Below are 14,178 nucleotides of genomic sequence, written 5' to 3'. Positions count from 1 at the left end.
TGTTCGGACACCCCGTCGGGGAGCAAGACGCTCCGGATAGGCTGGGCGGATGACGCGAGCCGAGCAGCCAGCCGAGCAGCAGGCGGTCACGGGTACCGCTGCAGAGACTGCCTCCGACGCCTCCTCAGACACCACCGACACCGAGGCACTCGCCGCGGACTCGCGGGAGCGGGCCGTGCGGGCCCTGTTGCGCGGTGCGCCCCTGAGGCGCCTGTGGAACGCCCAGGTGGTCGGCGGGATCGGGGACGCACTGGGCGTCCTCGTCCTGCTGCTGCTCGCGCTCCAGGCGGCCGTCGTGTCGGAGACGCTCGGGACGGGGTACCGCGGGGCGGGCTTCGCCGTGGCCGCCGTGCTCGGAGCGCGGGTGCTGGCCACCCTGCTGTTCGGGGCCGTGCTGCTCGGACCGATGACCACGCTCACCGCGGCGGGCGGACCGCTCGACCGGCGGTGGACCATGATCGGGGCGGACGGAATCCGGCTCGCCCTGCTGGTCGTCGCCCCGCTGTGGCTCGACTGGACACCGGACAACGCGCTCGCGCTCCTGCTCATCACCGTCTTCGTGACCGGCGTCGCGGAGCGCTTCTGGACCGTGGCGCGCGACGGCGCCGCCCCCGCGCTGCTGCCCGCGCCGCCCCTGGAGGGCGCCGCCGTGCGTCCGCTGCCCGACCACCTGGAGGCGCTGCGCAGGCTGTGGACGCGTACGGCGTTCGCGGTCGTGCCCGTCGCCGCGGCGGTGCTGCTGGTGGCCGCGCTCGTCAGCAACCTGCTCGGCACCGGTGTCGAGTGGTTCACGCTGCACCAGGCCGCGCTCGGCTCCTACGTCGCCGCCGGTCTCTTCGCCGCCTCGGTCTCCACGCTGTGGTTCGTCGAGTTCCCCGACACGCAGACCCCGCGCCCGCGTTCGCCGCTGGAGGGGCTGCGCCGCCCGTCCACCGGGAACGGCACGGACAAGGGCCGCACCGGCGGCATCCCGGTCTTCGTCCTCGCCTGTGCCGCCGTCACCGCCGCCATCGCGTCGGCCGCGGCCGTCGCCGTGCTGCACGCCGTCGACCTCGGCGCGGGGCCGGCCGGCTTCGCGCTCCTCGTGCTGGCCCTGACCGGCGGCACCGGCGCGGGCATCCGCGCGGCCGGCTCCGTGCTGCCCGCGCTCTCCCGACGCCGCCTCCTGGCGCTGGCCCTCGCCGTCACCGGCGTGGCGCTGCTGGCCATGGGGCTCGTCCCGGACACCGCGACCGTGCTGTTCCTCGGAGTGCTCGCCGGGCTCGCCGCCGGCGTCGCCGCCAACACCGGTCATGTGCTCATCGACCAGGAGACCGAGGACTTCCGCCGCGCCCGGCTCACCGAGCACCTCCAGGCCGTCGTCCGCGTCTGCCTCGGCGTCGCCGCCGTGGTGGCCCCCCTGATCGCGGCCGCGATCGGCCCGCACCGGCTGGCCAGCGGCGACTTCGTCTTCGCCCACGGCGGGGCGGCGTTCACGCTGATGCTGGTGGGCGCGCTGCTGCTGCCCGTGGCGGCCCTCGTCCTCGCGAAGACCGACGACCGCTCCGGCGTCCCGCTCCGCCGCGACCTGGGCGACGCGCTGCGCGGCGGCGCCGACCCGGTGCAGCGTCCCGCGGCGAGCGGCTTCTTCATCGCCGTCGAGGGCGGCGACGGAGCCGGCAAGTCCACCCAGGTCGAGGCGCTCGCCGACTGGATCAGGGCCAAGGGCCACGAGGTCGTCGTCACCCGGGAGCCGGGCGCGACCCCCGTCGGCAAGCGGCTGCGGTCGATCCTGCTGGACGTCTCCAGCGCCGGCCTCTCCAACCGCGCCGAGGCGCTGCTCTACGCCGCCGACCGCGCCGAGCACGTCGACTCCCTGGTCCGTCCCGCGCTCGAACGCGGCGCGATCGTCATCTCCGACCGCTACATCGACTCGTCGGTCGCCTACCAGGGCGCCGGACGCGATCTGTCCCCGACCGAGATCGCCCGGATCTCCCGCTGGGCCACCGGCGGTCTGGTCCCGCACCTGACCGTGCTGCTCGACGTCTCCCCCGAGGCCGCGCGGGAACGCTTCACCGAGGCGCCCGACCGCCTGGAGTCCGAGCCGGCCGAGTTCCACCAGCGGGTGCGCACCGGCTTCCTGACGCTCGCCGCCGCCGACCCCGGCCGCTACCTCGTGGTCGACGCGGGCCAGGAGCCCGCGGCGGTCACCACGGTCGTACGCCACCGGCTCGACCAGCTCCTGCCGCTCTCCGCCGCCGAGATCACGGCGCAGGAGGAGGCCCGGAAGGCCGCCGAGGAAGAGGCGCGCCGCAGGGCCGAGGAGGAGGCCCGCCGCAAGGCGGAGGAGGAGCGCCTGGAGCGCGAGCGCCAGGAGCAGCTCGCCAAGCTGCGCGCCGAGGAGGAGGAGCGCAAGCGGCGCGAGGAGGAGGAGGCCCGCCGCCGCGAGGCCGAGCGCCAGGCCGAGGAGGCGCGACAGCGTGCCGAGGAGGCCCGGCTCCGTGCCGAGGAGGAGCGCCGCCGCCGTGAGGCGGAGGAGCAGGCCCGCCAGGAGGAGCAGGAGCGGCTGCGGCGTCAGGCCGAGGAGGAGGCCCGGCTGCGGGCCGAGGCCGAGGCCCGGCGGCTGGAGAAGCAGCGCAAGGCCGAGGAGGCGCTGCTGAAGGCGGAGGCGGCCCGCCGCGCCGCCGAGGAGGAGGCCCGCCTGGCGGCCGAGGAGGCCCGGCGCAGGGCGGAGGCCGAGGCAGCCGCGACCGCGGCCGCCCAGGAGGTCTCCGCGAGCGAGATCACCGTGCCGACGCCCATCGTCCGGCCCGAGGACCTGCCGCCCACGGCCTCCGACGAGATCACCCGGGAAGTCCCCCGGCCCGACGCGGACCGGGGCCGGTCCGACGAGACCGCGGTCCTGCCGCGCGTCCCCGATCCGTCGGCCGACCCCGCCGACGCGCAGACGTCGGTGCTGCCGGCCGTCGAGGACACGGCCGTGCTGCGGCCCGTGCGGGAGGACGCCTCCCGGAGCGACGCGCCCGCGGACCGGGTGCCGGCGGACTTCTTCCGCGACGAGCGCGGCGAGCACGGCGATCGCGAGGAGCGCGACGAGCGGACCGGGCGGTCTGATCGTGCCGAGCGGTCCGGGCGCGAGCGTGCCGGGGACGGACGGGACGAGGGCCGCGGCGAGGGTGCGAACGAGCGCACCCGCGAGCTCCCGCAGGTCGACCCCGGCGCGGAGCCCTCGCGCCGGCGCTCGGACTGGGCGGAGGAGACCCCGCTGGACGATCTGCCGACCCTCGCCGACGAACTGCTGGGCCCGCACCAGGACGACGACGAGCGCGGCCGGCGCCGGGGGCGCTGACACCGGCGCCCGGCGGGGGCGCGGACAACCTGCCCCGCATCAGGGACGCGCACAACCTGCCCCGCACCAGGGGCGACGGGCAACCTGCCCCGCACCAGGGGCGACGGCCGGGCACGGGGTGCCCGGCCGTCGGTGTCGGTGCCCTGGCCCACAATGGAGACCGCAGCACGAAAGGCGGTGACGGCGCGTGGCCGTTTGGGACGACATGGTCGGCCAGGACCGGGTCGTGGCGGAGCTGTCCCTCGCCGCCCGGGACGCCGACGCCCTGGTCACGGCGCAGGCGCAGGGCGGCACCGCCCCCGACGGTTCGACGATGACGCACGCCTGGCTGTTCACCGGGCCGCCCGGCTCGGGGCGGGTCACGGCCGCCCGCGCGTTCGCCGCCGCGCTCCAGTGCGTCAGCCCCGACCGCGCCCTCGGCGCGACCCCGGGCTGCGGCTTCTGCGACGGCTGCCACACGGCCCTGATCGGCACCCACGCGGACGTCAGCTCCATCGCCGCCGTCGGCTCGCAGATCCTCGTCGCGAGCATGCGCGACACCGTCCGCAAGTCGTTCACCTCCCCGGCCAACGGCCGCTGGCAGATCATCCTCGTCGAGGACGCCGAGCGGCTGAACGAGCGGTCGGCCAACGCCGTCCTCAAGGCGGTGGAGGAGCCCGCTCCCCGGACGGTCTGGCTGCTGTGCGCGCCCTCCGTCGAGGACACCCTCCCCACCATCCGCTCGCGCTGCCGGCTGCTGACCCTGCGCACCCCGCCGGTCGACGCCGTCGCCGACCTCCTGGTGCGCCGGGACGGCGTCGAGCCCGAGGCCGCGGCGGTCGCCGCCCGGGCGACCCAGGGGCACATCGAGCGCGCCCGCCGGCTCGCGACCGACGAGCGGGCCAGGGCCCGCCGCAAGGCGGTGCTCGGGATGCCGCTGCGGGTCGACGACATCGGGCAGTGCCTGCGCGCCGCCCAGGATCTGGTCGACGCCGCCGGTGACGACGCCGCCCAGATGGCCGAGGAGATGGACGGCAAGGAGACCGAGGACCTCAAGGCGGCCCTCGGCGCCGTCGCCGGCGGCCGGATGCCCCGGGGCACGGCCGGCGCGATGAAGGAGCTGGAGGACACCCAGAAGCGCCGCAGGACCCGCGTCCAGCGGGACAGCCTCGATCTCGCGCTTTCCGACCTGGTCGGCTTCTACCGCGACGTCCTCGCGCTCCAGCTCGGCTCCCGGGTGGCGCTCGCCAACGGCGACCTGCGGGACGCGCTCGACCGCGTCGCCCGCTCGTCGGCCCCCGAGGCGACGCTGCGCCGCATCGAGGCGATCACCGCCTGCCGCACGGCGCTGGACACCACCACCGTGGCGCCGCTGCTGGCCGTCGAGGCGATGGCGGTCTCGCTGCGCGCGGGCTGACGGCGGCGCCGAGCGCCTCGGCGCCTCCCCGCCCCCCCCTCCTTTCCGCCCGCCCGCTCCCCGCCCGCGGGGAGCCGCCGCACGTCCCCGGCCGGGGTGACTTCGGCCGGGTGCTTGACCGGATCACCCGTACGAGCAAGGACGGGCACCGGTGGCCGGCTGCGATTACGCTCCGATGGATGGACACCAGGCGCCTGTTCCGCATCTTCGCCCTTCCGCTGGCCACGGCCGGTCTTTTCGTCTCCGGTTGCAGCGGCGGCGGTGCCTCGGCGGGCTCCGCGCAGCCCGGATCGTCCGGCGTCGGCCGGGCGGTCCCGGCCGAGCTGGAGCCGTACTACTCCCAGAAGCTGACGTGGCGGGAGTGCGGTGTCCCCGGCTTCGAGTGCGCCACCATGAAGGCGCCCCTGGACTACGCGGACGCCGGGGGCGAGCGGATCGACCTCGCCGTCGCCCGCAAGAAGGCCACCGGCCCCGGAGAGCGCCTCGGCTCCCTGCTGGTGAACCCGGGCGGCCCCGGCGGATCCGCCGTGGGCTACCTCCAGGCGTACGCGGGCATCGGCTATCCGGCGCCGGTGCGCGCCCAGTACGACATGGTTGCCGTCGACCCGCGCGGCGTCGCCCGCAGCGAGCCCGTCGAGTGCCTGACCGGCCCCGAGATGGACCGCTTCACCCAGGTCGACCAGACCCCCGACGACAGCGCCGAGACCTCGAAGCTGACGACGGCGTTCAAGGGCTTCGCGGCCGGCTGCGAGAAGCGCTCCGGGGAGGTGCTGCCGCACGTCTCCACCGTCGAGGCCGCCCGCGACATGGACATCCTCCGGGCCGTGCTCGGCGACGAGAAGCTGAACTACGTCGGCGCCTCGTACGGCACCTTCCTCGGCGCCACCTACGCGGAGCTCTTCCCCGACCGCACCGGCCGGCTCGTCCTCGACGGGGCGATGGACCCCTCGCTGCCCGCCCGCACCATGAACAGGGACCAGACGGCCGGCTTCGAGACGGCCTTCCAGTCCTTCGCGGCGGACTGCGTCGAGCAGGCGGACTGCCCGCTGGGCACCACCTCGGCGGCCGACGCGGGCAAGCGCCTCAAGGCGTTCTTCGCCCAGCTCGACGCCAAGCCCGTGCCGACCGGCGAGAGCCGCGCGCTCGGCGAGTCGCTGGCCACCACCGGTGTGATCGCCGCCATGTACGACGAGGGCGCCTGGCCCCAGCTCCGCTCGGCGCTCGGCGCGGCGCAGAAGGGCGACGGCGCTCCGCTGCTGGCCATGGCGGACAGCTACTACGAGCGCGAGGCCGACGGCTCCTACGCCAATCTGATGTTCGCCAACGCCGCGGTGAACTGCCTCGACCTGCCGCCCGCCTTCGACTCCGCCGAGGAGGTCCGGGCGGCGGTCCCCGAATTCGAGAAGGCGTCCCCCGTCTTCGGCAAGGGCTTCGCCTACGCCTCTCTGAACTGCAGCTACTGGCCGCAGGAGGCGACCGGCAAGCCCCACCGCATCGAGGCGAAGGGCGCCGCCCCGATCGTGGTCGTCGGCACCACCCGCGACCCGGCGACCCCGTACAAGTGGGCCGAGGCACTGGCCGGTCAGCTGGAGTCCGGACGGCTGCTGACCTACGACGGCGACGGGCACACCGCCTACGGCCGGGGCAGCGACTGCATCGACACGGCCATCAACACCTACCTCCTCGAAGGCACCGCCCCGAAGGACGGCAAGCGCTGCTGAACCGCTCACAGCCCCCTCGCCGGAGGTGGTTCGGGGCACCCCGCGGAACCCTGTAGACTTGGCGCCGCTGCTGATGAGAGCGTGTCTCCCGCGGGGACGAGTCTCTCGAACCGTAGCGTGCCGCCTTAGCTCAGTTGGCCAGAGCAACGCACTCGTAATGCGTAGGTCTCGGGTTCGAATCCCGAAGGCGGCTCGGAATGACCCCAGGACTCACTCGCCGTGACCTGGGGTTTTTTCTTTTCCTTTGCCTTGTGCTGCAGTGGCGGCTCAGTACGAGAACCGTTCCTGAGGGGCGCCGGTGGACAATCGGTGGACACGCGTGCGGTGGGTGTGCTGGAAGGCGGACGGGCGAGCGTGCGGGAAGCGGGCCATCGAGTCGGTGCAGTTAGGGCTGGATGACGGTGCGCTTTGAGTCACCGCCGACGTGGCGGTTGGTGGGTTCCCACAAGCGAGGTACTTCACAAGAGAACGAGTCTCGGGTACGCCTGTCTCGCTGCCGACCGGTGCGCTGTATCTAGGAGGGGCCCGAAACTCGCTTTGTAAGCCGGATGTCACAGCCAGGCCCTACGGTGGGCTGGTTGTCACGGGACGCATGTCTTGCGGGACGTGCAGTAAGAGGAGAAACGAGAGTGGCACAGCTCACGTTGCCGCAGCTGGAGCGGCATCTGTACGCCGCCGCAGATATCTTGCGCGGCAAGATGGACGCGGCGCAGTACCAGGACTACATCTTCGGGATGCTGTTCCTGAAGCGCGCCTCCGACCAGTTCGATGTGGCACAGGCAGCGCTGGTTAAGAAGCTCGTCGCGGAAGGGAAAAGCCAGGAACAGGCGGAACGGATCTCCGAGGCTCGAGGCGCCTACAAGGCGCATGAGTTCTACGTCCCGCAGGAGTCCCGCTGGTCCACGATCGTCGGCAAGTCTCGGACTGAGCCGGCCGAGGCCCTGAACGTGGCGCTTGCTCAGCTGGAGAATCACAACCACCAGGCGCTCGACGGGGTGCTCTCGTACATCAGCTTCACCGAGTCCCGCGGTGGCAACACCAAGCTGACCAAGCCGGTCATCCAGCAGCTCATCGACCACTTCAGCGAGTACCGGCTCAGCAACGAAGACTTCGAGTTCCCCGATCTCCTTGGCTACGCCTACGAGTACCTAATCGGCGAGTTCGCCGACGAGGGCGGTAAGAAGGGTGGCCAGTTCTACACCCCGCGCTCGGTCATTCGAATGATGAACCAGTTGGTCAAGCCGCAGTCAGGCATGTCCGTCTACGACCCGTGCTGCGGTTCGGCCGGCATGCTGATCCTCGCCAAAGAGTACGTGCAGGATCACGGCGGCGACGAGTCTCACCTGTCGGTGTACGGACAGGAAGACAACGGCAGCGCCTGGGCGATGGCCCGGATGAATCTGCTTATGCATGGCGTGGCCGACGGCGTCATCCACCACGGCGACACCCTCGCCGATCCACAGCATGTGCAAGGCGGGCAGCTTCAGCGCTTCGACCGCATTCTTACCAATCCGCCGTTCGCGCAGAACTACCGGCGGGCGGGCATGAAGTTCGCCGAGCGGATGGGATACGGCTGGACGCCTGAGTTGGGCAAGAAGGCTGACCTCATGTTCATCCAGCACGTGCTGGCAGTGCTGGAGGCGGACGGCGTCGCGGCTTCCGTCATGCCGCACGGGGTGCTGTTCCGGGGCGGTGAAGAGCAGAAGATTCGCAGGCAGATCATCGAGGAAGGCCGGCTGGAAGCCGTCATCGGCATCGGCCCCAATGTCTTCTACGGGACTGGGATCCCTGCATGCATCCTTGTCCTGCGAGGCCGGGATGGCGCGCCTGAAGGCCGGCGCGACGGCGTGCTCTTCATCAACGCGGATCGGGAGGTCACGGCCGGACGCACACAAAACCTGCTAGAAGCCCAGCATGCGGAGAAGATCGTCTCCGCGTACGAGAGCTGGAATGAAATCCCTGGGTTCGCTCGCGTCGTGAAGGTTTCTGAGCTAGCGCAGAATGACTACAATCTCAATATTCGCCGCTATGTGGACAACACGCCCGCGCCAGAGCCGCAGGACGTGCGAGCACATCTGTACGGGGGTGTGCCGAGGAGCGAGATTGCAGCGCGCAAGGCGCAGTTCGATGCATTCGGAATCGAGCCCGAAGGGGCGCTCTTCCGGCTGCGGGATGGTGATCCCGAGTACGTCGATTTCTTGAGTGAGGGGTACGAAGCAACTGCGGCGCGGATTCCAGGACTTGCGCAGGAAAGGGAAGTTGTTCTCGGGCGAGCGTTTCACACTTGGTGGCGTGAACATCGCGAGCAGCTCGCGAAGCTGCCCGTGCATCGGCAAAAGTCGCAGACGCGTGAGGAACTACTCACTACCTTTGTGGCGGCACTCAAGCCCGTGGGCGTGCTGGACAGCAATCAGTTGGCGGGAGCAGCCGCCGCTTGGTGGTTCGATGCGAAGAACGACCTAGACGTGTTGATGGCGAAAAACTTCAAGGGCCTGATTGATGGCTGGGTTCGCAGTATTGCATCGGCGTTCGAGGAGCCCTCAGCCAAGGCCGATGCTAAGACGAAGGCCCGCTATCGGGCCGCGATGCGCAAGGCGCGCGAGCACCGGTTGGTTCCGGAGCTGATTCCGGCGTATGTGAAGCAGCTGGAGACAGCGGAAGCACTAGTCGCGAAGCTGGACGCAGAGGTGAAGGCGGGCTCCCCGCCGAAGAAGACATCTAAGGCGGGCCAGGGAGACGGAGTAGATGAGGAAGACGAGGAAGATCTCGACCTGACCCAAGTATTGCCTCCAGAAGAACTGACCGCTCTTAAGAAGAAGCAGAGGGAAGCAAAGCTCGATCTCGCTGAGATCAAGGCGTCGTTCGTGCGTAAACTCAGTGAAGCGGCAGACGAATTGACCCCAGCGCAGGCCCAGGAAGTCGTCCTCGGTTTCCTAAATGCCGACCTGTTCGCTCGAATGGCCCGCTTTATCGCAGCCGACCGCCGAGCCCTAGTAGACGTCTTCCGCCGATGGGGCCTGAAGTACGCCGTGACCATGGCGGACTTGGAACAAGAACGCGAGTCCTCGGCCAAGCGACTGCAGGGTTACCTGGAGGAGCTGGGCTATGCGTGAGGGTTGGAGGCGAGTTGCTCTTGGAGAGGTAACGCGAGAGGAAAGCGTTCGGGTAGGTGACCTCGCGGATGAGGCGGTGGTTCTCTCATCCACGAAGCACCACGGTCTTGTTCGAGCGGATGAGTACTTCAAAAATCGTCAGATCCACAGTGACGATATCTCTGGATACAAGCTGGTCCGTAGAGGGTGGTTCGCCTACGCTACGAATCACCTCGCGGAAGGCTCAATTGGCCTTCAGGAAATCGTCGATACCGCGTGCGTCAGTCCGATCTATACGGTTTTTTCGTGCCTTCCAGAGATCGATGCGAATTTCATGTATCGCATCCTCAAGAGCAACACGATGCTGGCTGCATATGGGGTACACGAACAGGCTTCCGTAGATCGGCGAGGGGCTGTTCGGTACCGAGACTTCAAGAAGATTGAGGTCAATCTTCCGCCATTTGCGGAGCAGCGCAGGATTGCTGAAATTCTCAACGAGGTTGACACGCAAATTCAGCGAGCGTGCCTCAGGCGAGAGAAATTGGCGGTGGTAGCCGGGGCAGCGACCGCTGCGCTCATTCACTCCGCTTCGGAGGCTACTGGTGTGGAGTGGACGGTTCTTGAGGAGATCGCCGACATCTCGGCGGGCGTCACGCTCGGGAATCACGAACCGGGTGACGACGCGGTCAGCCTGCCGTACCTCCGCGTTGCTAACGTGCAGGAAGGGTATATCGACACGGCCGACGTAAAATTCGTGACCGTGCGCAGCTCGGACGTGGAACGTTTTCGTCTAGCGAAAGGAGATGTGCTTCTCACGGAAGGTGGTGACCTTGACAAGCTCGGGCGCGGTGGCGTGTGGGACGGTCGCATTGACCCCTGCCTGCACCAAAATCATGTCTTCAAGGTCCGATGCCAAACTGCAGTCTACCGCCCTGACTTTCTAGCTTCGTATCTTGCTTCCCCGCGGGGAAAGAGTTATTTCCTTGGTGTCGCGAAGCAGACCACTAACCTGGCGAGCATCAACTCGTCACAGGTCAAGAAGACGCCAGTGCCGATTGTTCCCTTGGTGGAGCAAGAACGTGTTGTTGCTTCTGTGGCCGAGTGGAAGAGCCAGTTGGTAAGTGCAGACAAGGATATCGACAAACTGCACCTACTCCGAAGCGCGCTCATGAACGATCTGCTCACTGGCAAGATTTGCTTCCCTGTCTCCGCATAGCCCCACCTGCGCTGTCGTCCGTGCCCTATCTCCCCACGTACCGCTCAACAAAGGAGACCGCACCTCCGATGTCCGGCCCCGAGTACAAGTACGTAGAAGCCCCACTGATCGCTCAGCTCACCCACCGCACCATGGGTTGGCGGCATGTGGTGGGGATCCAGGGCGCGGAGTTGCAAGCGCCAGGCGCAGATCCGTACATCCGACGTGGGGCGGACTGCGCGCTGCTCACCGGAATCCTCCGGCGTCAGTTGGCCCGGCTGAACCGGACGCCGAACGGGACGGCGTGGCTGGACGAGGCCCGCGTGGCCGTCGCGATCTCTGCGCTCAGTAAGGGCGGTGCACCCGGCGGCGGGCTCATAGCGGCGAATGAGGCGTCAACCCAAGCTCTGATCGAAGGCGTCGCCGTCCCTGGCGTCGACGGCTGGGACGGAGGGAGGGCGCAGAAAGTGCGGTTCGTCGACTGGGAGACACCGGAGAACAACGACTTCCTTGTCGTCTCTCAATTCCCGATGACGATCCCGGGTGCGCGGGACGACTACGGCAAGCCCAGGAAACTCATCGCCGATCTTGTGCTGTTCGTCAACGGCATCCCGTTGGTCGTTGTCGAGTGCAAGAAACTCAAGGCCGGGCAAGGAGACGCACACAAGGCGATCCAGCAGTTGCGCCGGTACGCCAATCAGAGGCGTGATTCATTCGTGCCCGAGGGCAGCGAGCAGCTGTTCCGTACAGTGCAGTTGACCATCGCGACGACTGGGGACACGGCGCTGCTGGGCACGTTCACCTCCCGACCCCAGGACTACGTGGTCTGGCGGGATGCGCACCCGCTCGACACGAAGCGAGTAGCAGGAACGACGTTCCACAAGCATGACGCCTTCGCTGGCGCCCAAAAGGTTCTCGTAGCAGGAGTGCTGCACCCGCACCGCTTGCTCGACATCGTGCGGAACTTCGTCGTCTTCAAGGATGTCGAGGTATCCGAAGGGCGAACTGCGCGGGTGAAGATTGGTCCGCGCTACCAGCAGTATCGAGCCGTCCATAAGGCAGTGGAGCGGTTGCTAACGGGCGAGACCAAACAGGTCCACGGCAAGGATGACCAGCGCGGTGGAATCGTCTGGCACACCCAGGGCTCGGGTAAGTCGCTGACCATGGTGTTCCTGGTACGGAAGCTCCGTTCTACTCCTGGCCTGGGTCATTTCAAGATCGTTATTGTCACCGACCGTAGGCAGCTCCAGAAGCAGCTCGCCGAAACAGCCGAGCTTGCAGGGGAGAAGCCGGACGTCATCACTCGCGCGTCCGAGGTGCCGAAGGTCCTTGCTCTGGAGAACGCCGGCCTGGTCTTTGTCATGATCCAGAAGCAGCAGGACGCGGAGAAGGCCCGGCAGAACGCCGCGGACTCCCTTGCCCACGAAGGCACTCCCGGTTGGGGCTTGATCAACAACCGAGACGGCATCCTCATCCTGGTCGATGAGGCACACCGCTCCCACGGTTCTGCCCTCCACCAGAACCTCATGGAGTCCCTGCCCAACGCAGCCCGGATCGGCTTCACCGGTACCCCGATCATCATGAACCGCCGCAAGCTCACCACGACGACGTTCGGCGAGTTCATCGACACCTACCGCCTTAAGGACGCCGAGGACGACGGCGCCATCGTGCCCATCTACTACGAAGGCCACATCGCCAAGGGCGCGGTCAACGAGGGCGAGACCTTGGATGAGGCGTTCGAGGAGGAGTTCGAAGAACTTACCGACGACCAGTACGACGAACTCCAGAAGAGGTACGCCAAGTCCTCGGCTGTCCTCAACGCTGACGACATGATCCGGCGTAAGGCACGCCACATGCTGCGCCACTACGTCGAAGGGGCCATGAAGGAAGGCTTCAAGGCACAGGTCGTCGCTCATTCACGTGGCATCGCGGTGCGTTACCGGGAAGCCCTGTGCGACGCACGTGACGAACTGGTCGCCGAAGTAGAGAAGGCTGCCAAGTCCCCGGCCCGCACTCTCGGCAAGGCCCAGGACCTGCCAGCGGAGGACCGTACCCCTAAGCAGCGACTTCTCGTCTCTGCGCACAAGCAGCTTGCGCTACTCAAGGTCATCGACTTCGTACCGGTAATCTCTCCGGACTCCGAGGACGACCCGGCGTGGGCAACTTGGTCTGACGGGAACGCTCAGGAGAACGCCATCACGGCGTTCCGTAGCCCCTTCCCCAACCCCGCCGACCTCACCGCAGAATCCGCCAAGCCAGTGGCCATCCTCATCGTTCGCACCATGCTGCTTACCGGTTTTGACGCCCCTATAGAGCAGGTCATGTACCTGGATCGCCGGATGCGTGAGGCTGAACTCCTTCAGGCCGTCGCCCGTGTGAACCGCACCTACGGGGAGAAGAAGCAGGCCGGCTTCGTCGTCGATTACGCGGGCGTCTCCAGAGCCCTCCTCGACGCGATGGCCGCTTACGCCTCCGACGAGGCGGAGGGCGGTACCGTCAAAATCGAGGTCGAGGAGAACAAGCTTGAGCACCAGTACGATGCGCTCCGCCACCATCTCGGCCTTACGCGGGAGCTGATCGATCCCGCCGACACTGCCGCCGTGCATCGGTTGGTGGACACTCTGGAGGATGAGGAACGGCGGATCACCTACCGCAAGCTCCTTCGGGCCTTCCTGAACACCTTTGACCTCCTCCTGCCACGCGAAACCACCCGCCGCTATCAGCGGCCAGCCAAGCTCTTTGGGTTCATCGCCCAGGTGGCAAAACAGCGGTTCAGCGAGGAGGATGACGGCTTCGACCCGGCCGCCTACGGTGAGCGAGTCGCCGAGCTGATCAACGAGCACGTCAAGGCCCTGGGCGTGGAACGCGCGATAGAACCCACCCGGCTCACCTCTGATGATTTCCGCACGAAGGTCGAGCAACTGCCGAGTTCCCGCGCCAAGGCGTCGATGATGGCCCACGCCGTGCGTAACCACATCGAACTCCACTTTCAGGAGAATCCTGTTGCCTACAACAGGCTCCGTGAACGCCTGGAAGAAATTCTCAAGAAGTACGCGGAGGACTGGGCCCAGCAGCTCGAAGCCTTCGAGAACCTCTCCCAGAAGACGCAGGATGTCGCCGAGGGGCGTGATTCAGGCCTCCCGGAGGACGTGCGTAGTCTCAGCAAGCTAGAACAGGCCGTGTATCAGCAGCTGACCGCTGTCGTAACAGACGGGGTTATCACCGACGAGGCGCGGCTGGACCTGATCGGGCTGACGCGCGAAGTACGTGCTGTTGCCGTGCGGCACAGCGCGCGCAAGGACTTGTTCTACAACACGGCTGCGCTCCACGATCTCCAGAGCGACATCTGGATGCTTCTCGCCGTGAACGACCGCACGCATCCCGCTGTCGACAGCCTCGCGCCTGCGGTGCGAGAGATCATCCAGCACAACAAGAAGGACTTGTAA

Annotated in this window: 6 protein-coding genes and 1 tRNA gene; all 7 read left to right on the top strand. The window is 67.9% G+C overall.

The annotated features are described in order from the left end of the window. The first annotated feature begins 49 nt into the window (after positions 1-49). The 7 genes from tmk to JE024_RS16070 all read left to right on the top strand — a co-directional run bounded on the left by tmk (position 50) and on the right by JE024_RS16070 (position 14,178). Positions 50-3,328 carry a dTMP kinase gene (gene tmk / locus JE024_RS16100; RefSeq protein ID WP_205374251.1) on the top strand — a complete coding sequence of 1,093 codons (3,279 nt, stop codon included), beginning with the start codon at positions 50-52 and terminating at the stop codon, positions 3,326-3,328. A 187-nt stretch (positions 3,329-3,515) separates the two neighbouring features. After that, the gene (locus tag JE024_RS16095; RefSeq protein WP_205374250.1) at positions 3,516-4,724 is read left to right on the top strand and encodes a DNA polymerase III subunit delta'; all 1,209 of its coding nucleotides are present in this window, start codon (positions 3,516-3,518) and stop codon (positions 4,722-4,724) included. A gap of 179 nt (positions 4,725-4,903) precedes the next feature. Next, on the top strand, positions 4,904-6,445 hold the full coding sequence (locus tag JE024_RS16090; RefSeq protein ID WP_205374249.1) for an alpha/beta hydrolase: 1,542 nt from the start codon (positions 4,904-4,906) through the stop codon (positions 6,443-6,445). 119 nt (positions 6,446-6,564) lie between these two features. After that, a tRNA-Thr gene (locus JE024_RS16085) sits at positions 6,565-6,638 on the top strand. A gap of 436 nt (positions 6,639-7,074) precedes the next feature. Beyond that, entirely contained in the window at positions 7,075-9,558 is a 2,484-nt protein-coding gene (locus JE024_RS16080; RefSeq protein WP_205374248.1) for a type I restriction-modification system subunit M, read from the top strand. 76 nt (positions 9,559-9,634) lie between these two features. Next, positions 9,635-10,753: a restriction endonuclease subunit S gene (locus JE024_RS16075; RefSeq protein WP_205374247.1), complete on the top strand. Its 1,119-nt coding sequence runs from the start codon at positions 9,635-9,637 to the stop codon at positions 10,751-10,753. Positions 10,754-10,821: 68 nt separating this feature from the next. Beyond that, entirely contained in the window at positions 10,822-14,178 is a 3,357-nt protein-coding gene (locus tag JE024_RS16070) for a type I restriction endonuclease subunit R (protein WP_205374246.1), read from the top strand.

Origin of the sequence: Streptomyces zhihengii (assembly GCF_016919245.1) — a bacterium.
Lineage (GTDB): Bacteria > Actinomycetota > Actinomycetes > Streptomycetales > Streptomycetaceae > Streptomyces > Streptomyces zhihengii.
The sequence above is the reverse complement of the archived record's forward strand: the minus strand, read 5'-3'. Positions and strand labels throughout refer to the sequence as shown.

Excerpts from the sequence above, each read along its gene's own strand:
- JE024_RS16090 (WP_205374249.1), top strand. The coding sequence starts at position 4,904 with ATGGACACCAGGCGCCTGTTCCGCATCTTCGCCCTTCCGCTGGCCACG.
- JE024_RS16070 (WP_205374246.1), top strand. The coding sequence starts at position 10,822 with ATGTCCGGCCCCGAGTACAAGTACGTAGAAGCCCCACTGATCGCTCAG.
- tmk (WP_205374251.1), top strand. The coding sequence starts at position 50 with ATGACGCGAGCCGAGCAGCCAGCCGAGCAGCAGGCGGTCACGGGTACC.